Raw genomic sequence first — 23,406 nt, 5'->3', positions numbered from 1 at the left:
GTCAGCCCCTCGCCAATTGCCAGGCGACGAGCGCGGCGATGACAGCCGGTACGGCGAAGACGACGAGGAGGATCGGCAGTTCCTGCGCCACGGTGTAGCCAGCCTTGTTGACGCCGACCCACATGTTGACGAGCGCCACGACTAGCCAGACAGGCACGAACACTTTCGCCGCCGCAGCGACCCCGGCGACATCTCCGCCCCAGAGCTTCCCGAACAGGGCGAACACGCCGAGCAGAAGGACGCCTCCGGTGATGACAAGCAGCATGTGCATGTGTGGTCCTTCCCCTCGTGATGGCAAAAGAGCGGCCTGGCTTTATGGACAGGCCGCCCCGAACTGACTTGCCCGAGATCCTACTTGGTCGTGTAACCGCCATTGACGAGAATGGTCTGGCCGGTCATCCACCAGCCCTCCGAGACCATGAAGCGGATATAGGGCACGATGTCCCCGATGTCAGTCAGGCCGGTCTTGGAGAAGTTGGACAGCGCCGCCGCGGTCTTGTGATAGGCGACCGCATCTTCCCCCTCGGCCGGATAGAAGAAAGGGGTGTCCATCGGGCCGGGGCCGATCGCCGTCACCGAGATGCCGCGCTCGCCGAACTCCTTGGACGCTGCCCGCGTGAAATGCTCGACCGGCGCCTTGGTGCCGGCATAGGCGGCGTAAAAGGGCGTGTAGGCGCCGAGCAGCGACGTGACCAGCGTGCAGACCTTGCCGTTGTCGTTGAGATGCTTGCCGGCTTCCTTGAGGAAGAAGAAAGCGGTCTTGGAATTCACCGCTGTCATCTCGTCGTATTCCGCTTCCGATATTTCGACGATTGGCTTCTTCAACACCTTACCGACGGTGTTGATGGCGATGTCCGGCTTGCCGATGGCGGCGACCGCATCGGCGAAGAGCTTCTCCATCGCGCCCGCCGTGGTGAGGTCAGCCTGGAAGGCGACGGCCTCCGAGCCGGCGGCCTTGACGGCGGCGACGGTCGCGTCGGCATCGGCCTTGGTGGACGCGCTATTGTAGTGGATGGCGATCGCCTTGGCGCCGTGGGCGGCGAGATCGCGCGCGATCAGCCCGCCGAGGTTCTTTGCGCCGCCGGCGATGATGACGGTTTTGCCTTTGATGCTGTGGTCGGTCATGGGTGGCCTCCTTCGGAAGTACGGCGACCACACCGGCGGTCGCTTTCGTTGGGGAAGCATATCGTCTAGGATTGACTGATAAAGATGGTCATTCTGACATCACCTGTCAGAATATCGGCACAATGAAGGGCCGCTCTCACATTGGATCGTATCGACCTATTCCGCGTCTTCACCCGCGTCGTCGAATGTTCGAGTTTCACTCGCGCTGCCGACACACTTGGCCTCCCGCGCTCATCGGTGTCGGCGGCCGTGCAGGAGTTGGAGGGCCGCGTCGGCGCGCGCCTGCTTCATCGCACCACCCGCAAGGTCTCGCCGACGCAGGACGGCACGGCCTTCTACGATCGCTGCCTGCGGGTCATCGCCGACGTCGAGGATACGGAAAACCTCTTCCGGCAGACGGCGGCGCAGCCCTCGGGCAAGATTCGGATCGATGTCCCGGGTCGCATCGGACGTCTCATCATCGCGCCGGCGCTGCCGGAATTTCTCGATCTCTATCCGCAGATCGATATCGACCTTGGCGTCACCGATCGCGCGGTGAACCTGGTCGAGGACAGCGTCGATTGCGTGCTGCGCGTGGGGCCGCTCGACGATTCGGGACTGATCGCAAGGCCGATCGGTAGGCTGCCGCTCATCAATGTCGCCAGCCGCGCCTATCTGAAGCGCCATGGCAATCCCGAAAGCCCTGACGATCTCGGCGACCATTGGGCTGTCAACTATGCTTCGCCCTCCAACGGCAGGGTCGAAGATTGGGAATGGGTAGAGCATGGCGCGCTGCGCTCACTGCCGTTGCGTGGGCGCGTCACCGTCAACAGCGCCGAGGCCTATATCGCCTGTTGTCTGGCTGGCCTCGGCTTGATCCAGATCCCAGCTTATGACGTTCGCGCCCATCTGGAAGCGGGAGAACTAGTTGAGGTCATGCCGGATCACCGCGCGGAACCCATGCCCATGACATTGCTCTATCCGCACAGGCAGCATCTCTCGCGACGACTACAGGTCTTCGCCGATTGGCTTGAGGCGCTGCTCAAACGGCAGCTCTTGAAATAGGCGGCCTGCCGCAGTCCGATCGATGTTGATAACATTTGTGCGGCAATAGAGGGCGTTTGGCAGGTAAGCGGCTCTTAGAAATATCGAATCAGCAATGGGCGGGCCGTGCGAGGTGACGATGAGCACTATGTCTACGCCATCGCCCTCTAATGCCGAGCTTGGTCAAAATCGAACCGGTATCGAGGTCAATGTTCACCGTCGCGCTGGAGTAGCATCCGAGAGCGGAGCACCGATAAGCCGTAGCGCAGCATGGAGTGCGGTCATCAATCGGACGGGATCGGCGTGCCTATGACTGGACGGATATGAGCTAGGCAATTTAAACAAGTTATTAGTCGGAACTGTCATGTGACAAATCCCAAAGTCCGCCCGACCGGCATACTCGCTGCGTCGAAATTGCGGAGCTCGGCGCCCTAAACCTCGGCTTGAGCGCCCTCGGCATCACCCGAATCGCCAAGTATTCGCGATGGGCATTGGCGAACCGCTCCGAGAACAGCTTGTAGGCATCCAGCTTGGCTGGTCGGAACCGGAATGAGATAGCAATCAAAATAGGACATGGCTTTTCTCTCCACGCCCGTATTGTTCATTCTTGTAGGCCGCCCGATGGCCTTGGCTTACCTCCATGAAATCATCCGCCACATTGGCTATACCGCGGTGAAGGCTACTTCTTACTTCTGCCGCCCCAGCTCGATCTCCGATCCGTCGATGAAGATGCGGCCCGTCGGCGATAACGCCGCAATGAGGCGCGGCCGCGCACGTGCGCCGGTCTGCGGGTGGCGGCCATCGAGCGCGTCGACGCGGGCCGCGACGATGAGGTCGAACGGCAACTCGCCGGTCGAGCGGGCGAAGTCCTCGGCCGCCACGTGCCGGAACGATAGCCGGCCCGCTGCGATCTCCGCTTCCGATCCCGTCAAGGCCTGCTAGATGGCCCGGGCGGACCGATCGATGCCGAAGACATGCCCCTCGCCAATGCGTGACGCCATCGCCCTGGCAAGCACACCGGGCCCGCAGCCCACCTCCAGAACCCGCATCCCAGCGGCAAGCGGCAGAGAATTCAGTATATCGTTCAGTCGCGGCGATAGCTTGGCCATGTCCGGTTTTGCCTCAAATGTGGAGTCGGCCAGCGGCATTTCATCCTACAGGATCCGAACGGCGTGCTGATCGACATGAGCAAACCGATTCCGCTGGGCGGGCCTTCGCCGCGAAATGTAACACCTATGCCTGCCAGGGCTTTGAGACTGTCGGCAAACGGAGCGCTGAATGCCGCATATGCTGAACGATCCGACCGAACTTGCGACCCTGGTCGCCGCGCGTATGAAAGGGATGATTCGGCCCTTCATCATTGCTCTCGACGGGCGCAGCGGCGCGGGTAAGTCGACGCTGGCCAAGACGCTGGCGGAGATGTTCGACGCAGTCCTCATCGAGGGGGATGACTTTTATGCGGGCGGCACCAAACTTCGTGTAGACAGCCCGGAGGCGCGTGCCGAAGCCTGTATCGACTGGACACGGCAGCGGCCGGCACTGGAAGCCTTGCGGGCCGGGCGCGAGGCGATCTGGAGAGCCTTCGACTGGGAGACCTTCGACGGACGCCTGCGAGACCAGACGACCAGGCTGGTGCCGAAGCGGATCGTCATTCTCGAAGGCGTTTACGCCGCGCGCCCGGAATTGGCCGATCTGATCGATCTGCGCGTGATGCTGGTGGCGCCGGACGACGTGCGGATGGCTCGCCTCATGGCGCGCGAGCGGATCATCGGTCCTTGGGAACGGCAATGGCATCAGGCGGAGGATGTCTATTTCCGAAGCATCATGCCGCCCGCGGCCTTCGATGCGGTCGCCGAGTTTCCTGCATGATTGTCGCTCAAGCCGCTTAAAGGAAGCCGCCGGCGCGCCGCCCTCACGCCACTGGAGTTCATTCCCGAAGATCGCGCCCCGGATGATATGTGCCGGCTGGCCCGCACATACTGGATCAGCGAAGCGGCTGGGCCAACACAGTTCGGAGCGCTGATCGAGGTTCTGGCGCGGGGGCGCAGTACTCGCTCAAGCATTGGCATAGCGCCCAGGACGAACTGATCTATGTGCTGGAAGGTGTGACCACGCTGGTCGAGAGCGTAACCAAAACGGTTTTGCGCGCCGGCGACACCTCCGCCTTCAAGGCCGGAGGGGCGGTCGGCCATCACCTGCGCGATTGTAGCGATCGTCCCAGCCGGGGTCTTGTCGTGAACACGCGCGCCTGTCGACGCGATTACCTATCCCGACCACTTGGATCGCCGATCCAGACAAGATCATCGCCGCCCTCAGGCGCGGGCACCAACCCCCGGGACTCATCAGCTACGTACGGGTCATCGTGTGCCGTCGCCTCAGCGAACGTCAGGCTCCAGACCGTTATCAAAGGGGTAAAATCAGCCCGTCTGGACTGCCGGGAGGTACGCTTCCTCGCACCGGATCGATTCGAAGGAGAGGTCGGGATTGAACCGTCTGGTTGCTGACGGATTTCCGAAAAGGGATGATCTTCGGAGTGGCTGTTGCCGGTTGTGTTACTTCGTCGGCTGAGAGCGGGCGGTGAGCTTGTTTCCGTCCGGATCGCGAAGGTAGGCGACGAAGGCTCCGTTCGGGCGCTCGCTGGGTGGGCTCTCAATCGCCGTCCCACCATGCGTGGTGCCGGCCTCATGCCACGCGAGAACATGGTCACGGCTCGCCGCGACGATACCGATAGTCCCACCGTTGGCCGCCGTCGCTGGATTGCCGTCGATCGGCTTCGTGATCATTAGCCGACCGCCCTTGTGGACATAGATCAGCCTGCCTCTGGCATCCATCTCGCCCGGCTCACCTCCTAGCGCGGCGAATGTTGCATCGTAGAAAGCTCTGGCCCGCTCCAGGTCGTTGCTACCGATCATGACGTGCGTGAACATATTCTTATCTCCAAAGAGCTCCGGCGCGAGATAATCGAACGCGAAGACGAATTGTCGGCGGTATATGGCCTTCCTGAGGCCCGCTAGCTGGCCGGCCGTCTAGGCCAAGGATACGATCATGCCGCGCGGCGTTTCTGCGCTGGCGTAGGCTGGTCCGGCGCCTTTCTTTCGTCGATCCAGGCCCGTGTCTCAGACAAGAGTTCGCCCGACAGCGCGGGGGCATCAATCGACCGGGCGAGGATGAGCGCGCCGACCATCGCCGACCAACTGCCGATTGCTGCTCTGCGGCGTTTTGCAGAATCCTCTCCAGGCATGACGTCGGTAAGAGTGGCAATCTGCGCGGCGAGAACCTGTGCCATGGACGCGCGTGCCTCGGGAGCCTGTTGCCGCATGAACCCGGCCAGGGCGGCCATCGGGCAACCCAGATCCGGATGCTCACGGTGGGGCTCCGAGAGATAGGCGTCGATCCAGGCGCCGAGATCGTCGATCCCTGATTGGCTGCCTACGGCATGAGAGATGGTCTGGGCGACGAGATCGTCCTTTGACTGAAAATGCCCGTAGAAGCCGCCATGGGTCATACCGGCGGCCTTCATCACTTCGGCAACGCTCACTGCATCAAAACCCTTCTCACGGAACAGGCGTCCTGCCTCGGTCAGGATGCGACTGCGGTTCTGCGCCTTCTGCTCCTGGCTGACTTTCATTGCAGGTGGCCTCCGTTCGGCATTGACATTTTGATGATGGCTATCATATTTGGGGCATTGATGATATTCATCATGAATATAGTTTTGATGCGGCGAAAGGGCAATACCATGACCGTCAAACCATCCGTCCTCATTACCGGCGCCTCGACCGGCATGGGCGCGGCCTATGCCGAGCGCTTCGCACGGCGCGGCCATGACCTCGTGCTCGTTGCCCGAAACACCGCGCGAATGGAGACGGGGGCGGAACGGCTGCGAAGCGAGACAGGCGTCGGGATCGACATCATCGCGGCGGACCTCGTGAATCCGCAGGAGCGTGCAACGGTCGAGGCGCGGCTGGGCGAGGATGCGCGGATCGGAATCCTCATCAACAATGCCGGAACGAGCCTCGCGGGAACCTTCATCGAGCACGCCGTGGAGGACATCGACCGGCTTGTGGCGCTCAACACGACCGCCCTGGTGCGGCTTGCCCACGCCATAGCACCGCGCCTTGCGTCAGCGGGCGAAGGCGCGATCGTGAACATTGGTTCAGCGGTCGGCCTGGCGCCGGAATACGGCATGCCGGTCTATGGTGCGACCAAGGCCTTCGTCCTGCATCTGTCCCAGGCGCTCAGCCTCCAGCTCGGACCGCAGGGCGTCTATGTCCAGGCTGTGCTTCCGGCGGCGACCCGCACAGAAATCTGGGGCCACGCCGGGGTCGACGTCGACACGCTGCCGGCCGTGATGGAAGTGGACGATCTGGTCGACGCGGCGCTGGCTGGCTTCGATCGCCGCGAAGCCGTCACCATCCCGCCGCTGCACGACCTCGGACAATGGGAGGCCTTCGAGGCAGCCCGGCAATCCATGATCCCAGGCTTCGGACAGTCCCGGCCGGCCGAACGCTATCTGGTCGGCGCCTGAGGGCCGCTCGAGCCGAGCGAATTTAGATCATCAAAACGAAAGACCGCGACAATGACCGATACAGATCTGTTCAGCCCCTACGACCTCGGCGGCCTCACGCTTAAAAACCGCATCGTCATGGCGCCGCTGACGCGCAACCGCGCCGACGCCGGCCTCGTACCGAGCCCGTTTGCGGCGGACTATTACGCGCAGCGGGCGAGCGCCGGGCTCATCATCACCGAGGCGACGCAGGTCTCGAAGCAGGCCCAAGGCTACCAGAATACGCCCGGCCTCTATACGCCCGAGCAGGTTGCCGGCTGGCGCAAGGTGACCGACGCGGTTCATGCCAAGGGCGGTCGCATCTTCGTCCAGCTCTGGCATGTGGGCCGCGTGAGCCATGTCGATCTTCACGGCGGGGAGGCTCCGGTCGCGCCATCGGCGATCCGCGCCGAGACCAAGACGTTCGTGAACAATGGTTTCGCCAATGTGTCCGAGCCGCGTGCGCTGGTACTGACGGAAATCCCTGGCATCGTCGAGGATTTCCGCAAAGCCGCCGCCCATGCGATCGAGGCCGGCTTCGACGGGGTCGAAGTGCATGGCGCGAACGGCTATCTGCTCGACCAGTTCCTGCGGGAAACCGCCAATGTCCGCACCGATGCCTATGGCGGTTCGATCGAAAACCGCGCCCGGCTGCTGGTCGAAGTGACGGCCGCGGTGTCGAGCGAGATCGGCGCGCAGCGCACGGGCGTCCGCCTCTCGCCGGTATCGCCGGCCAGCGGCATCGTGCCGTCAAGCGACGAGCAGCCGCAATTCAACCACGTCGTCGACGCACTCGACGGTCTCGGCATCGCCTATATCCACGTCGTCGAGGGGGCGACGGGCGGGCCGCGCGATGCGACGCCGTTCGATTTCGATGCGCTGCGCCAGCGGTTCCGCAACACCTACATCGCCAACAATGGCTACGATCTTGAGCTGGCCAAGTCGCGTCTCAGCGAGGGCAAGGCCGACCTGTTCGCCTTTGGCCACCACTTCATCGCCAATCCCGATCTGGTCGAACGGCTGAAAAGCGGCGCGCCGCTCGCCCAGATGAACCCCGCCACGATCTATGGCGGCGGCGCGGAGGGCTACACCGATTATCCCTCCATCTCGGCTGAGGCGACCGCCGCCTGAACAGGTGGCCGTCGAACCCATCGAAGGAAGGATCTTTGCAATGTCGAGCAACAACCATCTCACCGCACCTACTCAGTTCGTCGAGGCGAACGGCATCCGCTATGCCTATCGCCGCTTCGGCGCCGAAGGCGGCACGCCGCTTGTGTTTCTCCAGCATTTCCGGGGCGGGATGGACCATTGGGACCCGCTGGTCACCGACGGTCTTGCCGCCAGCCGGCCGGTGATCCTGTTCAACTATGCGGGTGTCGCCAGTTCAACCGGCGAGAACGCGACGACGATCGACGGCATGGCAGATCACGTCGCGGTCTTCGTTAAGGCGCTTGGCCTTTCCATCGTCGACGTGCTCGGCTTTTCGATCGGCGGCTTCGTCGCGCAGAGCTTCGCCCATCGCTATCCTGAACTGGTCCGTCCCCTCGTTCTGACCGGCACAGGACCGCGCAACGGCGACCAGAATCCCGATCCGCGCATCTTCCAGGTCGCTGGCAACCCCGTTCCGACCGTCGATGACTTCCTGTTCCTGTTCTTCTCGCCATCCGAGGCGAGTCAGGCAGCGGGCCGCGCCTTCTGGGAACGCCGGCACGCGCGCCAGGACCAGGATCCGCCGTCCTCGCCCGAGGCCATGCAGGCACAAATGGCAGTGATCATAGAATGGACCCAGCCACGCGGCGAGCGCTTCGCCTATCTGAAAGAGATCGGTCAGCCGACGCTGGTGGTCAACGGCCATGACGACATCATGGTGCCGACGATCAATTCCTTCCACCTCCAGCAGCACATCCCGAATGCGCAGCTGATCGTCTATCCCGATTCCGGACACGGATCGCAATTCCAGTATCCCGAGTTGTTCGTGGCACACACCGGCCTGTTCCTGGACAAGGCGTGACGCTGGGTCGGAGACAGGTGCGGTGTCGGGCTTCGGCTCGGCGCAACGCTTCGATGCCCCTTCGACGCAACCCAATCGACGCCGTCATCGCATGCGCGCGGTGATCAACGACCCCAAAAGGAATAGCGCAATGACTTTCAAAGCACTTGTGGCCACGCGAGAGAACGAAGCGCTCTCGACGAAGGTGACCGACTTCCACGACGCCGATCTGATGCCGGGCGATGTCACGGTCAGGGTCGACTATTCGACCGTGAACTACAAGGACGCGGGCGCACTGAGCGGCCGGATCGACGTCATCAAGCAGTTTCCGCTGGTCCCGGGCATCGATCTTGCCGGTACGGTGGAAGCCTCGTCCTATCCCGGCATCGCGGTGGGCGACAAGGTCGTCGCGAACAGTTGGGGCCTCAGCCAGACCCACCACGGCGGCTATGCTCAGAAGGCGCGGCTGAGCGGCGACTGGCTGGTCAAAATCCCAGAACCCTTTTCAACGAAGGACGCCATGGCGATCGGCACGGCCGGTTACACAGCCATGCTGTGCGTGCTGGCCCTGGAACATGGCGGCATCACACCCGATCGCGGCGATATCATCGTCACGGGCGCCAACGGCGGGGTCGGATCGATCGCGATCGCGCTGCTCTCTGATCTCGGCTACCGCGTGGTCGCTTCGACCGGCCGTCTCGAAGAAGCTGACTATCTGCGCGAGCTCGGCGCGGCCGAAGTCATCGATCGCCGCACGCTTTCGGAGCCGGGAAAGCCGATCGCGGGCGAACGCTGGGCCGGTGCGGTGGACTCCGTGGGTAGTCATACGCTGGCGAATGTGCTGGCCCAGACCCGATATCGGGGCGTCGTGACGGCGTGCGGCCTGGCCCAGGGCCTCGATCTGCCCGCGACCGTCCTGCCGTTCATCCTGCGCAATGTCACGCTTGCCGGCATCGATTCCGTCAACGCGCCGCAGGAAGTCCGCATCGAGGCCTGGTCGCGTCTGGCCCGTGATCTCGATCTCAACAAACTCGCCCGCACGACGACGGTGGTCGGCCTCGCCGACGTGCCCGATATCGCGAGGCGCGTCCTTGAAGGCAAGATCCAGGGACGCACTGTCATCGACGTCAATGCCTGAGAATTCCGTCAGGGTTCTCGAACCGATGAGAGAGACAGCATGAAGGCCTTCATCCTCGACCGCTACGGCAAGAAACAGGCGCTGCGTCTCGGCGACATGCCCGAGCCCGTGCCCGGTCCCGACGACGTGCTGGTCGAGGTTGAGGCCGCCGGACTCAACCAGCTCGATTCCAAGATCCGGGACGGCGCGTTCAAGCCGATACTGCCCTACAAGCCGCCGCTGGTGCTCGGGCATGACCTGGCCGGCGCCGTCGTCAAGGTCGGCGCGAATGTACGGCGCTTCAAGGTCGGTGACGCCGTCTATGCCCGCCCCCGCGACGGGCGGATCGGCACCTTTGCCCAGCGGATCGCCGTCAGCGAATCCGATCTGGCGCTCAAGCCTGCCAATCTGTCGATGACGGAAGCGGCGTCGATCCCGCTGGTCGGGCTGACCGCCTGGCAGCTGCTGGTCGAGCGCGCGCAGATCAAACCGGGACAGAAGGTGCTGATCCATGCCGGATCGGGTGGTGTCGGCACCTTCGCCATCCAGCTCGCCAAGCATCTCGGCGCGACCGTCGCGACGACGGCGAGCGCCGCCAATGCCGCGATGGTGAAAGAACTGGGGGCGGATGTCGTCATCGACTATCGCAGCCAGAAGTTCGAGGAAGAGCTCTCGGGCTACGACGTCGTCCTCAACAGCCTCGACGCCGCGACGCTGGAGAAATCGCTGAGGGTCCTCAAGCCCGGCGGCAAGCTGATCTCCATCTCCGGCCCACCCGATACGGCCTTCGCCCGCGCCCAAGGCTTGAATGCGATGCTGCGGCTCGTGTTGCGCCTGATGAGTTGGGGCATCCGGCGCAAGGCGAAGCGCGCCGGTGTCGACTATTCGTTCCTGTTCATGCGCGCCAACGGCGAGCAGCTCGGCCGGATCACGAAGCTGATCGAAGACGGCACGATCCGCCCGGTCGTGGACCGCACATTCCCGTTCGAGAAGCTGAACGACGCCTTCGCCTACATCGACACCGGTCGCGCCAAGGGGAAGGTCGTCGTCACGCTGAAGTGACACGATACCGGGAAATAAGGATTCCACCATGGCCACCTACATCCGCAGTGCAGATTGGAAGACGGCACTCACCCGCCACGTCGAGGCTGCCGGCACGCGCTTCGCCTATCGCCGTCTCGGGCCTGACGCCGGCGTGCCGGTGGTGCTGCTCAATCACTGGGGCGCGAACCTCGACAATTTCGATCCCCCCATCGTCGAGGGTCTGGCGGCGGATCGGCCGGTCTATGCGCTCGATTACCGCGGCATCGGCAGTTCCGGCGGCACAGCGCCGCTCAGCGTCGCCGAGATGGCCGCCGACACGATCGCCACGATCCGCGCGCTGAGACTGACGTCGATCGACCTGATCGGCTTCTCGCTCGGCGGCTTCGTCGCGCAGCAGATCCTCCTCGACGCACCCGATCTCGTCCGCCGCGCCATCCTCGCCGGCACGGGTCCTGCGGGTGGTGCCGGGATCGAGCGGGTCGGCGCCGTATCGTGGCCGCTCATCATCAAAGGCCTCCTGACCTTCCGCGATCCCAAATTCTATCTTTTCTTCACGTCGAGCGCGGCAAGCAGGCGGGCGGCCAAGACATTCCTTGCACGGTTAAAGGAGCGCACCCGCGATCGCGACAAGGCGGTCTCCCTGACGGCCTTCCTGCGCCAGCTGAAGGCGATCAAGGCCTGGGGCCTCCAGGCGCGGCAGCCGCTGGATGCCGTCCGCACGCCCGTCCTCGTGGCGAACGGCGATCACGACATCATGGTACCGAGTGAGAACTCGTCCGATTTGGCGCGCCGCATCCCAGGGGCTGAACTCGTCCTTTACCCCGACGCCGGGCATGGCGGCATCTTCCAGTATCACGATGCCTTCCTGACGAAGGCCAAGGCGTTCCTGGCCGCCTGATAGGTGAGCCTCGATCCGACAGGAACACGGGCCGGCCTCAGAGCAGCGTTCACGTTCGCAAGCGTCCCTGGCCCCCCGCGGCGATGAGCAGTGAGCGCGGGTCGCGCAACCGTCATCCTGACGACGGTGCAGCCCGGGCCCGATTGAATGCCTTTGCGAAATCATCCGAAAAGATTTCAGCCAGGGCCAGGCGAAGATCGGCCGCCCTTTCAACGCCGTAAGCCGCCTCGAAGCGGTCCTGGGCGGAGCGCCAGAGATGGTGGGACGCGCTCAGCTTCTCCTGCCCGACCTCCGTCAGTACGACCCGGCGGCTGCGGCCATCGACCTCGTCACGCCGCACCACGACGTAACCGTCCCGTTGAAGCGGCTTGAGATTGTGGGCAAGAGCTGAGCGATCGAGCACCATCGCCTGCGCCAGCTCACTCATGGTGGGCTCGCCAGCGCGCGCGATATGCACGAGCACCGAGCGCTGCGAGACAGAGAGCCCACAAGGCGCGAGGACGGCGTCATAGAGCTGGGTGATCCGGCGAGTGGCCTTGCGCAAGGCCGCCCCATTGCAGATCAGCGGATCCTTCGCACGTTTCGATGCTTGCATCCCGGGCTCCGTCAAAACTGCGGTCGCATTCCAGCGCAATCGCGACGCTGGGTGATCAACAGCGGAACAGCTTGACTGATACTGGCATATGCACGCAAATGCGTCGACAGATGCGTGCATATGCCATTAACTCCGGAGGCTGATCGATGTTCTTTGTCCTCGCGCGCCTGTGACACAGCTGTCGTCGCTCCAGGCTGCCCCGGCGCTGCAGAAGGCCAATCCGCGCCTGCACGGCATGCTCCATGGCGCGATCGTGCCCACGCTGCTGCGGATGAGTTGGCCGAACGTCCTGATGATGCTGGCTCTGGCATCGACCGGCCTCGTCGAAGTCTGGCTGCTGGCTAAACTCGGGACCGACGTGCTGGCTGGCGTGGCAGTCGTCGTGCCCGTGCTGATGCTCATGCAGAACATGTCGCAGGGCGCTTTAGGTGGTGGCATCTCCGCGGCAGTGGCTCGGGCGCTGGGGTCCGGGAATGGCGCACTCGCGGACGATCTGGCGCGCCATGCAGCCGTGCTCAGCGCCGCTATCGGCTTGGCGTTCACCGTCCTGCTGCTGGCCTTCAGCGCACCGCTGTTCCGCCTTCTCGGTGCCGAAGGCGCATCGCTCGTGGCGGCGCAAGAATACGGACAGGTGGTCTTCCTCGGCCTCGTGCCCTTGTGGCTGATGAGTGCGCTGGCGAGCGTCGTTCGCGGCACTGGCAATATGCTCGTGCCGGGGGCCGTCATCTGCGGTGGCGCGGTGCTGCTGGTCCCGGTTTGCGCCGGCCTCATCTTCGGCTGCGGCCCCTTGCCGGCGCTTGGGGTCGCCGGTGGAGCCTGGGCATTGGTGCTGTATCAGCTCGCCGGCGCCGCCACTCTGGGCTGGTACTGCCTGAGTGGCCGCAATGTCGCGAGGCTTAGAGCCGGCCCCATGCGATGGAGCCCGATGCGGAGTATCCTGGTCGTCGGTGGCCTGGCCTGCCTCAACCCGCTGATCACTAACGTCCTGATCGCGTCGACGGCAGCCATCGTAGGCGCCTATGCCGGCACCGAAGCGCTTGCCGGCTACGCCACGGCGGCTCGGCTGGAATATCTTCTGATTCCGGTGGCCTTTGGTCTCGGCGCCCCGATGGTCGCCCTGGTCGGCGCGAATATCGGTGCGGGCCAGCCGCAGCGCGCCCGCAGCATTGCCGTCGCAGGCGGCTTGATAGCTTTCCTCATCGGCTCCGCCGTCGGCCTCGCGGCAGCGTTCTGGCCCGAAATCTGGCTCCGGCTGTTCGGCACGGACTCCCATCTGATCGAGACGGGCGCGCACTATCTCCGGATCGTCGGCCCCTTCTATGGCTTCTTCTCCATGGGCCTTGCCCTCTACTTCGCGTCCCAGGGAGCCGGGCGGCTGAAATGGCCGCTGCTGGCAGGCGCGCTACGACTGACACTCTATGCAGGCGTGGGCTGGGCCGCGCTGGCGCTGACCGGATCGCTGACCGTCTTCTTCGTCCTCGGCGCGGCCGCGATGGCGATCTACGGCCTTTGCGTCTTCTGGGCTGTCGCGTCGGGAAGCTGGTTCAAACACCGCAGGCAATAGCGGCGTGGGGCGACGCGCGCACCGCTTTCGACCACTCGGAATGGAGGATAGTCAGATGAGGATTCTGATGGTCGGGGCTGGCGCGATCGGCGGCTATTACGGCGCCAGGCTCCTGCAGGCGGGCGCCGACGTCACCTTTCTCGTGCGGCCAGGGAGACGAGCGGCGTTGGCTTCTCAGGGGCTGAGCGTGCGCAGCGAGCTGGGAGACTTCGACGGTCCCGTCAATGCGATCTCCAGCGACGAGTTGAAAACGCCGTTCGACGCGATCGTCCTGTCCTGCAAGGCATATGATCTCGACTCCGCCATTCAGGACATTCGGCCCGCGGTCGGGCCCGGCAGCGTCATCCTGCCGTTCCTCAATGGCTTTGGGGTCTATGATCATCTGGATGCCGAGTTCGGCCAAGACCGCGTGCTCGGCGGCGTTGCCTATATCGCCGTGACGCTGGGAGCAGATGGCGTGATCCGCCACGCCGGGACGAACGACGTCATTGTCGTCGGCGCCCGCTCGGCTGCGGGCGAACCAATGGCGGCCGCTCTCCACGGCTCGCTCGCAGAGTCGCCCGGCCTGCGCAGTCACGCTTCCGATGTCGTGCATGCGCTCTGGAACAAGTGGGTGATGCTGGCGTCGGGCGCCATGATGAACTGCCTGATGCGCGGCACCGTTACGGACATCGTGGCGCGACCCGTGACGGCGAACGCCTCATGCGGCAAGCAATGTCCGAATGCCGCAGCGTGGCGCAGGCCGAGGGGATAGCGCTCACGGCCGACGACGTACAGAAGCTGGAGGCGCGACTGCTCGACAGGAGCTCGGGGTGGGCAGCCTCCATGATGCGCGACATTGCCCAGGGCGCGCCGCGCATCGAGGCGGACGCGATCGTCGGCGACATGCTGGAACGTGCCGAGCGCCGCGGCCTCGATGCGCCGCTTCTGCGTACGGCCTTCTGCCACCTGCAGGTCTACGAAAGGCAGCGCCGACCGAAGCCTGAGTAGGACGCAGGGGGGTCCTGCGCTTCCGCGGCCAATGGCGGTCAGCCGATGCGTCGCAGCGTCGGCTCAGCCCTTCGATCGGATATGGAGCATTGGATAATGCTCGTAATGGCCGATTCCCTGCTGGACGATGGGATCGGCCGCGGTGATCGCGGCGATATCCGCATCATCCTCGATCCGGAACAGCGAGACGCCATACCCGCCGGCCGGGTCGATGACCGGGCCATGGGCGACGATCGTTCCCCGATCGAGCAGTTCGTTCAAGAAGTCGCTGTGCTTCGCCATCCACTGCTTTTCCTCGTCGTTAAGCGTCGAGAGGAAATCCGCTCGTGGCGGTATGTACTTGCAAAGATAATACTTCATCGCTTGACCTCCCTCCTGTTGTTCAGAAACGGGCATGTGTCCCGCACGGCCTGATCTCAGAAACTCTCCGACCATGGCCGCAAATCCAGCTCTTGTGTCCAGGCGCTGCGATGCTGATGGTGCAGGGTCCAGTAGGCGTCGGCGATCGCGTCGATGTTCAGAAGACCGTCCGGGCCACGGCTGTCCCGCAACTGCGGGCGCTTCGACAGCAGGCGCTCGCCGGCGATCCCGCCGTCAATCACCACATGCGCGACATGCACCCCCCAAGGGCCAAATTCGCGCGCAAGAGACTGGGAGAGGTTGCGAAGCGCGCCCTTCGCGGCACTGAATGGCGCGTAATTCGCCTTGCCCCGGAGGCTGCCGCTCGCACCCGTGAAGATGAGGCTCGGCCCATGGCTGAAGGGTTGATCGCGGTTCTGGCGGGCGAGCAGTGCGGGCAAGGCTGCGCGCGCCAGGTGGTAGGCTCCCAGCGCATGTTCGCGCCAATGCGCCTCGAATTCCTCCTGCAGCAACTCGAGGAACGGCGCGGGTCGATTGCTGCCGGCGTTGTGGACGGCGACCGCGAGCGGCGCCTGCTCCGCGGCGGCGGCGACGAAACGCTTCACATCTTCCTGGTTTGCCACATCGCCCGATGTCGCGCGGACGGTGATGCCATCGGCGTCCAACCGGGACCGGGTCGCTTCCAGCTTCTCGGCATTGCGTCCGGCGATCACGACAGGATAGCCCTCCCTGCCAAATCGGCGCGCGATGGCCGCCCCAAGGCCTTGGGCGGACCCGACACCGGCAATCAGGATACTTCCGCGGATGGCCGCGTCCCCTGGTTCCGAACTGGATATCATCTCGCTTTCCTTCTTCCCCCAAGGGCGGATCGCGATGCGGCTTTGGCGGCCGTCATTCGGCGTCACCGACCCGGACAATGAGCTTCCCGAAGTTTTGGCCGTCGAGCAGGCCGATGAAGGCTGACGGGGCGTTGTCGAGGCCGTCGACAATGTCTTCCCGGTAGCGAACCTCATCCGATGCGATCCAGGCGGAGACGTCGCGCAGGAAATCCGGATATTGGGAGACGAACTCGCGCTGGATGAAGCCCCGCAGAAGGAGGCTCTTGCTCAGGATCGCGCGCATCAGCCCGGGCAGGCGGTCGGGGCCGGGAAAGCTGTCTCCGGCATGGTTGTACTGAGCGATGAGGCCGCAGACCGGAATGCGGGCGAAGTCGTTGAGGAGCGGAAAGACCCCATCCCAGACCTTTCCGCCGACATTCTCGAAATAGACATCGATGCCGTCGGGACAGGCGGAGGCGAGTTCCGTGGCGAAGTCCGCAGAGCGATGATCGACCACGGCGTCGAAGCCGAGCTCGTCGCGCACGAAGGCGCATTTGTCCGCCCCGCCGGCGATGCCCACGGCCCGCGCCCCCTTGATCCGGGCGATCTGCCCAACCAGCGATCCGACCGGCCCGCTGGCCGCCGCGACGACGACGGTCTCGCCGGGCTTTGGCTGCCCGATCGTGAGCAGGCCGGAATAGGCGGTGAATCCGGGCATGCCGAGAATGCCCAGCGCGGTGGTGACCGGCGCCTGCGGCGGATCGAGCTTTCGCAATCCGCTGCCGTCGGAGACCGAGAAACTCTGCCAGCCGGAATAGGAAAGGACGATATCGCCCGGGGCAAAGTCGGGATGGCGGGACTGAAGCACCTGCGCGACCGTGCCGCCCTCCATCACGTCTCCGACTTCGACCGGTTTGGCATAGGACTTTGCGGCGCTCATTCGGCCGCGCATATACGGGTCGAGCGAGAGATAGAGTGTCTTCAGCAGAACTTCGCCTTCGGCCGGATCAGACGCCGGCCTGTCCTCGAAGCGGAAGTTCTCAAGCGTGGGCGTGCCCTCCGGCCTGGAAGCCAGGAGCACCCGGCGATTGAGATGCGGTGTTGTCGTCATGAGGCCTAACTCCCTTATGCGGCGGGCAAAGGCGGGCTCCGCACCCGCGCCCTGGCGAATTGCATCGGCTCGGCGGCCTACCAGCGGGGTGCTGCGTCCGCCAACTGAAGCTCCCCCCTGCCGAATGAAAAGTTCTCGTTGGGGATCGGGACGAGGGTGACGAAGATATCGTCCGGCGAAATGCCGACGGCCTCGACGACCAGTCGGTTGATGGCCGCCACCAGCTTGCGCTTGTCGTCCAGGGGACGATGCGTGCCGATCATGACGGTGACGATCATCGCATTGGCCGGATCGCGCTCCATGCCGAAGAATGTCGGATGGATGAACAGTTCGTCGGGGCCGTGCTCGCTCAGGATGACGAAGCGGTCGTCCTCCGGGATTCCGAGGCCCTGGACGAGGGACTGGTTGAGCGCGTCCGCAAGCGCACGCTTTTGCTCACGCGAGAAGCAACCTGCGGGAATATGGGCGTTGAAAACGGGCATGGCTGGTCCTTTCGCCGCGGGGATCAGAGCGTCTCGATCGCGAGCGCGATGCCTTGTCCGCCGCCGATGCACAGCGTCACGATGCCCTTCGACAGCCCGTCGCGCTTCATCGAGTAAAGGAGACGCGTGGTCAGGATCGCTCCTGTCGCACCGATGGGATGGCCATGGGCGACGGCGCCGCCTTCGACATTGACGATGTCCTCGGGCAGCCCGAGCTCCTTGATGATCGCGAGCGGCACGGCCGCGAAGGCCTCGTTGATCTCGATCCGCTGGATGTCGCCGAGCGTCCAGCCGGCGCGGTCGAGCGCCTTGCGCACGGCGGGAACGGGTCCGAGGCCGAACAGACCCGGCTCGACGGCGGCGACCCCGAAGCCCGCCAGACGGGCGAACGGTTCGATGCCCCTGGTCTCGGCGAAGCCGCGCTCGGCGACGATCATCGCAGCGGCGGCGCTGTTCAGGCCGGGCGCGTTGCCGGCGGTGATCGTCCCCTCCTTGCGGAAGGCGGGTTTCAGCCTGGCGAGCGTCTCTGCCGTCGTATCGGGGCGCGGCGCCTCGTCGGTGTCGAAGATCTCGGGTCCCTTGCGGCCCTTGATTTCGACAGCCACGATCTCGTCCGAGAATTTTCCGGCGTCCCGGGCCGCCGCGAAACGCTGCTGGGAGCGTGCCGCGAAGGCGTCCTGCGCCTCGCGCGTGATCTGAAGCTGTGTGACGAGGTCTTCGGTGTGCCAGCCGGAGTGCTCGCCTGAAAAGGCATCGTTAAGCCCGTCCGTCAGCATGCTGTCGAGGATCTGGGCGGGCCCCATGCGGTAGCCCCAGCGCCCGCTATCCATGAGATAAGGCGCGCGGTCCATGTTCTCCATGCCGCCGGCGATGGCGGCATGGCTCGCTCCGGCGGCGATCTCCAGCGCGGCGCTCAGGATCGCCTGAGCGCCGGAGCCGCAGACGCGGTTGACGGTCAGCGCCGGCACGGACACCGGCAGGCCGCCGCCGAGCGCCGCCTGTCTTGCCGGATTCATGCGGTTGCCGGCCTGGATGACGTTGCCCATGACCACCGTGCCGATGTCCTCTCCCGACAGGCCGGCGCGCTTGAGCGTCTCTTTCACGGCGATCGCCCCGAGCTCTGTGGCGGGCACGCCCTTCAGCGTTCCGTTATAGGCGCCGATGGCGGTCCGGACCGGATGGGCGAGGATGATGTCGGTGGTGCTCATGGGTTTCTCCCAATTGGAGTAGAATGCACGTCTCTCAGGCGACCGGAGCTCGAACACCTTGTGTGCCGGTCGGCACGGCCGTCCTTTTCGACCCGGCCGGGTCGAGGCTGCTGACACAATCGAGCCGCTCGATCTGTTCGTCCGAGAGCGCGACGGTGAGAGCGCCGAGATTGCTGGCAAGCTGCGCCACGGAGCGCGGGCCGATCATCGGGACCGCGCCGTGGCTGCCGGCCCAGGCGATCGCGACCTGGTCGGCGCTGACGCCATGCTCTCCGGCGATCTCCAGAACCGTGTCGAGGATTTTCGTGCGCTGCTCGGAGTTTTCCGGCTGGAACACCTTGCCGCCGAAGCCTTCGGCGCGGCCCTTTTCGCCTTGCCGATATTTCCCGGTCAGCATGCCGCCGCCCAGCGGTGACCAGGTGACGACGCCGAGGCCCAGCGCCTGCGAGGCAGGGAACAGGTCCGCTTCGGGCTCGCGATGGACGAGGCTGTGCTCGAACTGTGCCGCAGCGATCGGGACCGCACGGGTCAGCTCCGCCAGTGTGACCGCGCGCGCCAGCCGCCAGGCCGGAAAGTTCGAAAGGCCCGCATAAAGAATCTTGCCGGCGCGCGCGAGATCCTCGAAGCCGCGGACGATCTCCTCGGCAGGCGTCACATTGTCCGGCCAGTGCACCCAGTAGACGTCGATCCGATCCGTCTTGAGCCTCTTCAGGCTGGCCTCGACGCAAGCCGCCATCGCCTTGCGGCTGTTTCCGGTGACCAGACGGCCGGCATTTGGCGCATCGCCTCTAGTGAATTTCGTGGCCAGCACGAACTCCTCGCGCCGGCCCTGAAGCAGGCCGCCGAGGATCTCTTCCGACTGGCCGAACTGATAGACATCCGCCGTGTCGATGAAGTTGCCGCCGGCCTCGGCATAGGCGTTAAAGATCGCCTTGCTCGTGTCGGGGTCGGCGCCGTGCCCCCAACCAGTCCCGAAATTGCCGGTTCCGAGCGCGATCCGCGAGACCTGAAGCCCTGTGGTTCCGAAGGTCGTGTAGTCCATGGAGATGCCTTTCGTCTCTGGAAGGGTCAGGCCAATTGCGGTTCCGCGCCGCCCTGTGAGCGGCGGATCACAAAGACGGCAAGCGCGGCGACGAGGCAGAGGAGCCCAGCGATAAAGAATGCCGGCAGGTAGGTGGCGTAGACGTCGCGGGTCAGGCCAGCGCCATAAGCCGCGACTGCGGAACCGATTTGATGGCCGAAGAAAATCCAGCCGAAGACGATGGTGGCGTTGGGCCCGAACCGTTCGGTCGTCAGCTTGACGGTGGGCGGAACGGTCGCCAGCCAGTCCAGACCGTAAAAGACGGTGAACAGGGTGAGTTCGTAGAATCCGAAATCGGTGAAGGGCAGATAGAACAGCGAGAGCCCGCGCAGGCCATAATACCAGAACAGCAGCCAACGGCTGTCGAAGCGGTCCGACAACCAACCCGAACCAATCGTGCCGATGAAGTTGAACGCGCCGATGGCCGCCAACAGTCCCGCAGCCGTCACCGCAGCGATCCCGAAGTCGCCGCAGATGGAAACGAGATGGGTTTGCACCAAGCCTGTCGTCGTGGCACCGCAAATGAAGAAGGTGCCGAACAGTATCCAGAAGGTCCCGGTACGGGATGCCTCCCCGAGCACGCGGATCGGCGCAATCAAGGTGTCAACCCAAGACGCGTTGTGCGAGGCTGCGGCCGGCGCCTCGGTGGCGCCATAGGGCAGAAGACCGACATCCACCGGCCGGTCCCGCATCAGAAGCAGCACGAGGAGCGTTGCAACCGCCAGCATGGCGAGAAGTAGCCCCAGGGCGAGTCGCCATCCCCAGGCTTCGGACAGCGCGGCGAAGGCAGGCAGGAACAGCACCTGGCCGGTTGCGACGCTGGCGCTCAGCAGGCCGACTACCAGCCCGCGGCGGGCCACGAACCAGCGGGTAGCGACTGTCGCGCCGAGTACCATGGCGGTGAAACCGGTGCCCAGGCCCACCACGACACCCCAAAGCAGGAACAACTCCCAGAGGCTGGTCATGGCGAAGGAGCCAACGACGCCTGCAGCGATAAGAACAAGCGCGAAGACGCAGACACGCTTGACGCCAAAGCGATTAAGGAACGCGGCAGCAAAAGGCCCGACTGCGCCGAACAGCAGGAAGCGTACCGCGAAGGCAGCCGAGATGTCCGCGACAGTCCAGCCATACTCCCTCTGCAAGGGGCCAATCAGAACACCCGGCGCACCGACCGCGCTCGCCGCCACCATCATCGTCAGGAAGGTCACGGCGACGACGACCCACCCGTAATGGACCCCGCGCGCGGCAAGACGGTCCGGCAGGGGAGGTGATTGCGAGGATTGCGGCGTTGGACCTGTCACGAACGTCTCCAGACACGGGCATATGCCCGTTTATGGGCAAAAATCAGACGGAACGAAGTATCTCATGCAATGCGGTCACCTTCACGGGGCCGAGCTGGGTCTCGATCTTGCGTTGGCAGTCCTCCCAGAGCGGACCGGCCTTCTCGAGAATTTCGACTCCACGGGCTGTGAGCTTCACGGCGGCCTCGCGGTGATCATCCTCTCCGCGGTCCATCGCCGCCAAGCCGAGACGCTCTAAGACCCGAACATTGCGCCCGAGCGTCGATCGATCCAGCTCGACGCTCCGGGCCAGCTCCGTCAAGCTCACGGGCTGGCGACGCTGGATGGTTCGCAGCAGGGAGAACTGGGCGATGTTGATGCCCAGCGGCGCGAGCGCCCGATCGTAGACCGAGCCTATCCTTCGGGTCGCTGAGCGCAGCATGGAACAATAACAGCGAGACATGATACATGTATATACCCTCATTCGATGAATGTCGACCCGGCGACCGGCCCATGACAACGGCCGGCCATTCACTCTCCGCCGTCATTGGGCATCGGTGTTGCTTACCGGCGCCGGCGCGACACGAGATCGGAACGCCTCAATCTCGTCCTCAAGATGAAGGACGCGGCGCTCAAAACGTTGCCACCTCCCGTGCAAAACAAAACCTATACGTGGTGGGCTCTTACGCCGCATCGGAACGGCGTGATGGCCAAACCGGCAAAATCCTATGTGATTTTTCCGCTAGTTGCGCCAACATCAGAGGATCATTTTAGAGGGCTATAGCGTAGACGTAGTTCTCATCATCGCCCGGTGCGGCGCGCCAATTCTGTCATTTCCACCACGCCACCACCGAGAATTACCGCCAATCGCCGCCGGAACTACGCTTGCGCAAAGAGCGGGTAACAACCAGGGGCGAAAAGCGTGGTAACGGCGGTGATCGGCGATGAAAAGTTCGAATCGCTTACAGTCGAATGACGTATTTTGGCCCAAGGCGGAGCACGCATCGGCGTTGGATGGCAGCTTTGCGCCCCCAATTCAGTCGTTCGAGGGGATACCTAAGACACCCACAAGGGGACGTTTAACCGACTGCCTGCGATGCCTTTCTAGTGCGATGTGCCAAGGGCCTAACCTCGACTTTGAATGTTGGCGAGTTGCCATTGTCGTCGCCGCCCTTGCCGGTAAAAGTCGGGATGATAGTGGCAGCAGTCAAGATGTCGGCCTCGGCCAGGTTTTAGTTCTCCCGCTGTTTCGCAGCGTGCTTTGTCGAGTGGAAGCCGCTCAAGTTCGCTGATCTGGGCCTGTCATCCCTAGAAGCGTATAACCGCGCCCAATATCGGACCTTGCTGGATCACGTCATAGAAAAAACCGTCATCCTCATAGTCGACGGCGAGCGCCCTGTATCCGGTGACGATCGAAAGCCGCTCGCTCCACTGATAGCCGACCCCGCCCAGCAAATCCCAAGTGATGTCGGAGCTAGCACTGAAGCCGCCGATCATGCCCCATCCAGTCAGATACCAGGACGGGCTGATATCATAACGACCTTTGACGCCGATGATTGGGTCCACCCACGTGCTGCCGTCGCTGCCGCTGAATGCCGCGAGCGGGACATCACCCGCCGACAAGGCGACCTCAATGTCGTTGTCCACGCTCCAGATGCGGGCGCCCGCCATGAGGTCCACCGTTGCCTCGTTCGTCGCCAAAGCGCGATACTCGCCCATGAGCGTTGCCGTTAGGCTGCTCGTGGTAACGCCGCCGGAAAGAGCAACGGGAACCCCTCCAATCTCCCGCGTGATCGATTCGTCCGCCTCGATTTTTACGTAGACTAGGTCGCCGAACACACCCCAAGTGCCGTTGTGGAGCTCGGCCACGACCATGCCGCCGAAACGCAAATTGTCGAAAATATCGTCGAAGCTAAGATCGACATTGATCGGTTCGCGGCCGAAAAGCCCGACATCGCCTTCCAGTCCGGCACCCCAGAGATAGGGCGCCACGCTGAAAGTCCATTCGCTTGCTGGCGACGGTGCTTCTGAAGGTGCGTCGGCTGAAACATCTGCAGCTTTCGCGAATGTTGGGCCGAGCAGCCCCGCGATTCCCGCCAATGCCAAGATGAGGCTACGCATATTATTTGCTCCTGCCTTGGTCTCGCCCTCAATCGTTAGCACCCTACGGCCACTCA

At 64.0% G+C, this 23,406-nt stretch carries 28 protein-coding genes; 12 read left to right on the top strand and 16 right to left on the bottom strand.

Annotation, left to right across the window (positions count from 1 at the left end; translation table 11 throughout):
* Position 1 precedes the first annotated feature (1 nt).
* Together C7I84_RS26755 and C7I84_RS26750 are read right to left on the bottom strand one after the other, a co-directional pair.
* Positions 2-271 (bottom strand): hypothetical protein, encoded by a 270-nt coding sequence (locus C7I84_RS26755; RefSeq protein ID WP_106775271.1) that lies wholly within the window; start codon positions 269-271, stop codon positions 2-4.
* An 80-nt stretch (positions 272-351) separates the two neighbouring features.
* Positions 352-1,125: an SDR family oxidoreductase gene (locus tag C7I84_RS26750; RefSeq protein ID WP_106775270.1), complete on the bottom strand. Its 774-nt coding sequence runs from the start codon at positions 1,123-1,125 to the stop codon at positions 352-354.
* A gap of 141 nt (positions 1,126-1,266) precedes the next feature.
* On the opposite strand from C7I84_RS26750, the gene C7I84_RS26745 reads away from it, so the two are divergent.
* Positions 1,267-2,169: a LysR family transcriptional regulator gene (locus tag C7I84_RS26745; RefSeq protein ID WP_106775269.1), complete on the top strand. Its 903-nt coding sequence runs from the start codon at positions 1,267-1,269 to the stop codon at positions 2,167-2,169.
* Positions 2,170-2,834: 665 nt separating this feature from the next.
* Here C7I84_RS26745 and C7I84_RS31095 read toward each other — a convergent pair.
* Positions 2,835-3,080, bottom strand: a complete 246-nt coding sequence (locus tag C7I84_RS31095; RefSeq protein WP_245428625.1) for a hypothetical protein — start codon at positions 3,078-3,080, stop codon at positions 2,835-2,837.
* Between the two features lie 6 nt (positions 3,081-3,086).
* Entirely contained in the window at positions 3,087-3,296 is a 210-nt protein-coding gene (locus tag C7I84_RS31090) for an SAM-dependent methyltransferase (protein WP_245428624.1), read from the bottom strand.
* A 130-nt stretch (positions 3,297-3,426) separates the two neighbouring features.
* Between C7I84_RS31090 and C7I84_RS26730 the strand changes: the two genes are divergently transcribed.
* Both C7I84_RS26730 and C7I84_RS31085 read left to right on the top strand, forming a co-directional pair.
* Positions 3,427-4,017 (top strand): uridine kinase family protein, encoded by a 591-nt coding sequence (locus C7I84_RS26730; protein WP_106775268.1) that lies wholly within the window; start codon positions 3,427-3,429, stop codon positions 4,015-4,017.
* Between the two features lie 89 nt (positions 4,018-4,106).
* Positions 4,107-4,652, top strand: a complete 546-nt coding sequence (locus tag C7I84_RS31085) for a cupin domain-containing protein (protein ID WP_207771078.1) — start codon at positions 4,107-4,109, stop codon at positions 4,650-4,652.
* Between the two features lie 48 nt (positions 4,653-4,700).
* Here the strand turns inward: C7I84_RS31085 and C7I84_RS26720 are convergent, their stop codons facing one another.
* Complete coding sequence (locus tag C7I84_RS26720; RefSeq protein ID WP_106775267.1) at positions 4,701-5,075, bottom strand: VOC family protein; 375 nt, start codon at positions 5,073-5,075, stop codon at positions 4,701-4,703.
* A 116-nt stretch (positions 5,076-5,191) separates the two neighbouring features.
* Entirely contained in the window at positions 5,192-5,971 is a 780-nt protein-coding gene (locus C7I84_RS26715) for a TetR/AcrR family transcriptional regulator (protein WP_342587183.1), read from the bottom strand.
* Here C7I84_RS26715 and C7I84_RS26710 point away from each other — a divergent pair.
* From C7I84_RS26710 to C7I84_RS26685, 6 genes are all read left to right on the top strand, one after another.
* Positions 5,885-6,673, top strand: coding sequence for an SDR family NAD(P)-dependent oxidoreductase (locus C7I84_RS26710; RefSeq protein WP_106775265.1), 789 nt, complete (start codon positions 5,885-5,887; stop codon positions 6,671-6,673). The genes C7I84_RS26715 and C7I84_RS26710 overlap by 87 nt on opposite strands.
* 51 nt (positions 6,674-6,724) lie before the next feature.
* Positions 6,725-7,822 carry an alkene reductase gene (locus C7I84_RS26705; RefSeq protein WP_106775264.1) on the top strand — a complete coding sequence of 366 codons (1,098 nt, stop codon included), beginning with the start codon at positions 6,725-6,727 and terminating at the stop codon, positions 7,820-7,822.
* Positions 7,758-8,702, top strand: coding sequence for an alpha/beta fold hydrolase (locus tag C7I84_RS26700; RefSeq protein WP_245428623.1), 945 nt, complete (start codon positions 7,758-7,760; stop codon positions 8,700-8,702). Before C7I84_RS26705 ends, C7I84_RS26700 begins: the two co-directional genes overlap by 65 nt.
* A 130-nt stretch (positions 8,703-8,832) precedes the next feature.
* On the top strand, positions 8,833-9,819 hold the full coding sequence (gene acuI / locus C7I84_RS26695; RefSeq protein ID WP_106775262.1) for an acrylyl-CoA reductase (NADPH): 987 nt from the start codon (positions 8,833-8,835) through the stop codon (positions 9,817-9,819).
* A gap of 39 nt (positions 9,820-9,858) precedes the next feature.
* Positions 9,859-10,860 carry an NADP-dependent oxidoreductase gene (locus C7I84_RS26690; RefSeq protein ID WP_106775261.1) on the top strand — a complete coding sequence of 334 codons (1,002 nt, stop codon included), beginning with the start codon at positions 9,859-9,861 and terminating at the stop codon, positions 10,858-10,860.
* A gap of 28 nt (positions 10,861-10,888) precedes the next feature.
* Positions 10,889-11,740, top strand: a complete 852-nt coding sequence (locus C7I84_RS26685) for an alpha/beta fold hydrolase (protein WP_106775260.1) — start codon at positions 10,889-10,891, stop codon at positions 11,738-11,740.
* Between the two features lie 112 nt (positions 11,741-11,852).
* Here C7I84_RS26685 and C7I84_RS26680 read toward each other — a convergent pair whose 3' ends face one another.
* Positions 11,853-12,335, bottom strand: coding sequence for a MarR family winged helix-turn-helix transcriptional regulator (locus C7I84_RS26680; protein ID WP_106775259.1), 483 nt, complete (start codon positions 12,333-12,335; stop codon positions 11,853-11,855).
* A gap of 169 nt (positions 12,336-12,504) precedes the next feature.
* Between C7I84_RS26680 and C7I84_RS26675 the strand changes: the two genes are divergently transcribed.
* The 3 genes from C7I84_RS26675 to C7I84_RS30445 are packed head-to-tail and all read left to right on the top strand — an operon-like array spanning position 12,505 to position 14,889.
* Positions 12,505-13,899: an MATE family efflux transporter gene (locus tag C7I84_RS26675; RefSeq protein WP_245428622.1), complete on the top strand. Its 1,395-nt coding sequence runs from the start codon at positions 12,505-12,507 to the stop codon at positions 13,897-13,899.
* 55 nt (positions 13,900-13,954) lie between these two features.
* Positions 13,955-14,653, top strand: a complete 699-nt coding sequence (locus C7I84_RS26670) for a 2-dehydropantoate 2-reductase N-terminal domain-containing protein (protein WP_207771077.1) — start codon at positions 13,955-13,957, stop codon at positions 14,651-14,653.
* On the top strand, positions 14,614-14,889 hold the full coding sequence (locus C7I84_RS30445; RefSeq protein WP_245428621.1) for a ketopantoate reductase family protein: 276 nt from the start codon (positions 14,614-14,616) through the stop codon (positions 14,887-14,889). The genes C7I84_RS26670 and C7I84_RS30445 overlap by 40 nt, the downstream gene beginning before the upstream one ends.
* 63 nt (positions 14,890-14,952) lie before the next feature.
* Here C7I84_RS30445 and C7I84_RS26665 read toward each other — a convergent pair whose 3' ends face one another.
* The 9 genes from C7I84_RS26665 to C7I84_RS26625 all read right to left on the bottom strand — a co-directional run bounded on the left by C7I84_RS26665 (position 14,953) and on the right by C7I84_RS26625 (position 23,350).
* Positions 14,953-15,249 carry a YciI family protein gene (locus C7I84_RS26665; RefSeq protein ID WP_106775258.1) on the bottom strand — a complete coding sequence of 99 codons (297 nt, stop codon included), beginning with the start codon at positions 15,247-15,249 and terminating at the stop codon, positions 14,953-14,955.
* Between the two features lie 56 nt (positions 15,250-15,305).
* Entirely contained in the window at positions 15,306-16,166 is an 861-nt protein-coding gene (locus tag C7I84_RS26660; protein ID WP_245428620.1) for an SDR family NAD(P)-dependent oxidoreductase, read from the bottom strand.
* A complete protein-coding gene (locus tag C7I84_RS26655; RefSeq protein WP_106775256.1) occupies positions 16,141-17,178 on the bottom strand; it encodes an NADP-dependent oxidoreductase in 1,038 nt (345 codons plus the stop codon). Before C7I84_RS26655 ends, C7I84_RS26660 begins: the two co-directional genes overlap by 26 nt.
* Before the next feature lie 77 nt (positions 17,179-17,255).
* Positions 17,256-17,660 (bottom strand): tautomerase family protein, encoded by a 405-nt coding sequence (locus C7I84_RS26650; protein WP_106775255.1) that lies wholly within the window; start codon positions 17,658-17,660, stop codon positions 17,256-17,258.
* A gap of 23 nt (positions 17,661-17,683) precedes the next feature.
* Complete coding sequence (locus C7I84_RS26645; RefSeq protein WP_106775254.1) at positions 17,684-18,868, bottom strand: acetyl-CoA C-acyltransferase; 1,185 nt, start codon at positions 18,866-18,868, stop codon at positions 17,684-17,686.
* 34 nt (positions 18,869-18,902) lie between these two features.
* A complete protein-coding gene (locus C7I84_RS26640; RefSeq protein ID WP_106775253.1) occupies positions 18,903-19,910 on the bottom strand; it encodes an aldo/keto reductase in 1,008 nt (335 codons plus the stop codon).
* 26 nt (positions 19,911-19,936) lie between these two features.
* Complete coding sequence (locus C7I84_RS26635; RefSeq protein ID WP_106775277.1) at positions 19,937-21,142, bottom strand: MFS transporter; 1,206 nt, start codon at positions 21,140-21,142, stop codon at positions 19,937-19,939.
* Between the two features lie 151 nt (positions 21,143-21,293).
* Entirely contained in the window at positions 21,294-21,671 is a 378-nt protein-coding gene (locus C7I84_RS26630) for a MarR family winged helix-turn-helix transcriptional regulator (protein WP_425351405.1), read from the bottom strand.
* A gap of 866 nt (positions 21,672-22,537) precedes the next feature.
* A complete protein-coding gene (locus C7I84_RS26625) occupies positions 22,538-23,350 on the bottom strand; it encodes a hypothetical protein (RefSeq protein WP_207771075.1) in 813 nt (270 codons plus the stop codon).
* Between the last annotated feature and the right edge of the window lie 56 nt (positions 23,351-23,406).

It is taken from the genome of Kumtagia ephedrae (assembly GCF_003012745.1).
Lineage (GTDB): Bacteria > Pseudomonadota > Alphaproteobacteria > Rhizobiales > Rhizobiaceae > Kumtagia > Kumtagia ephedrae.
This window is presented reverse-complemented; position numbering and strand designations above follow the sequence as displayed.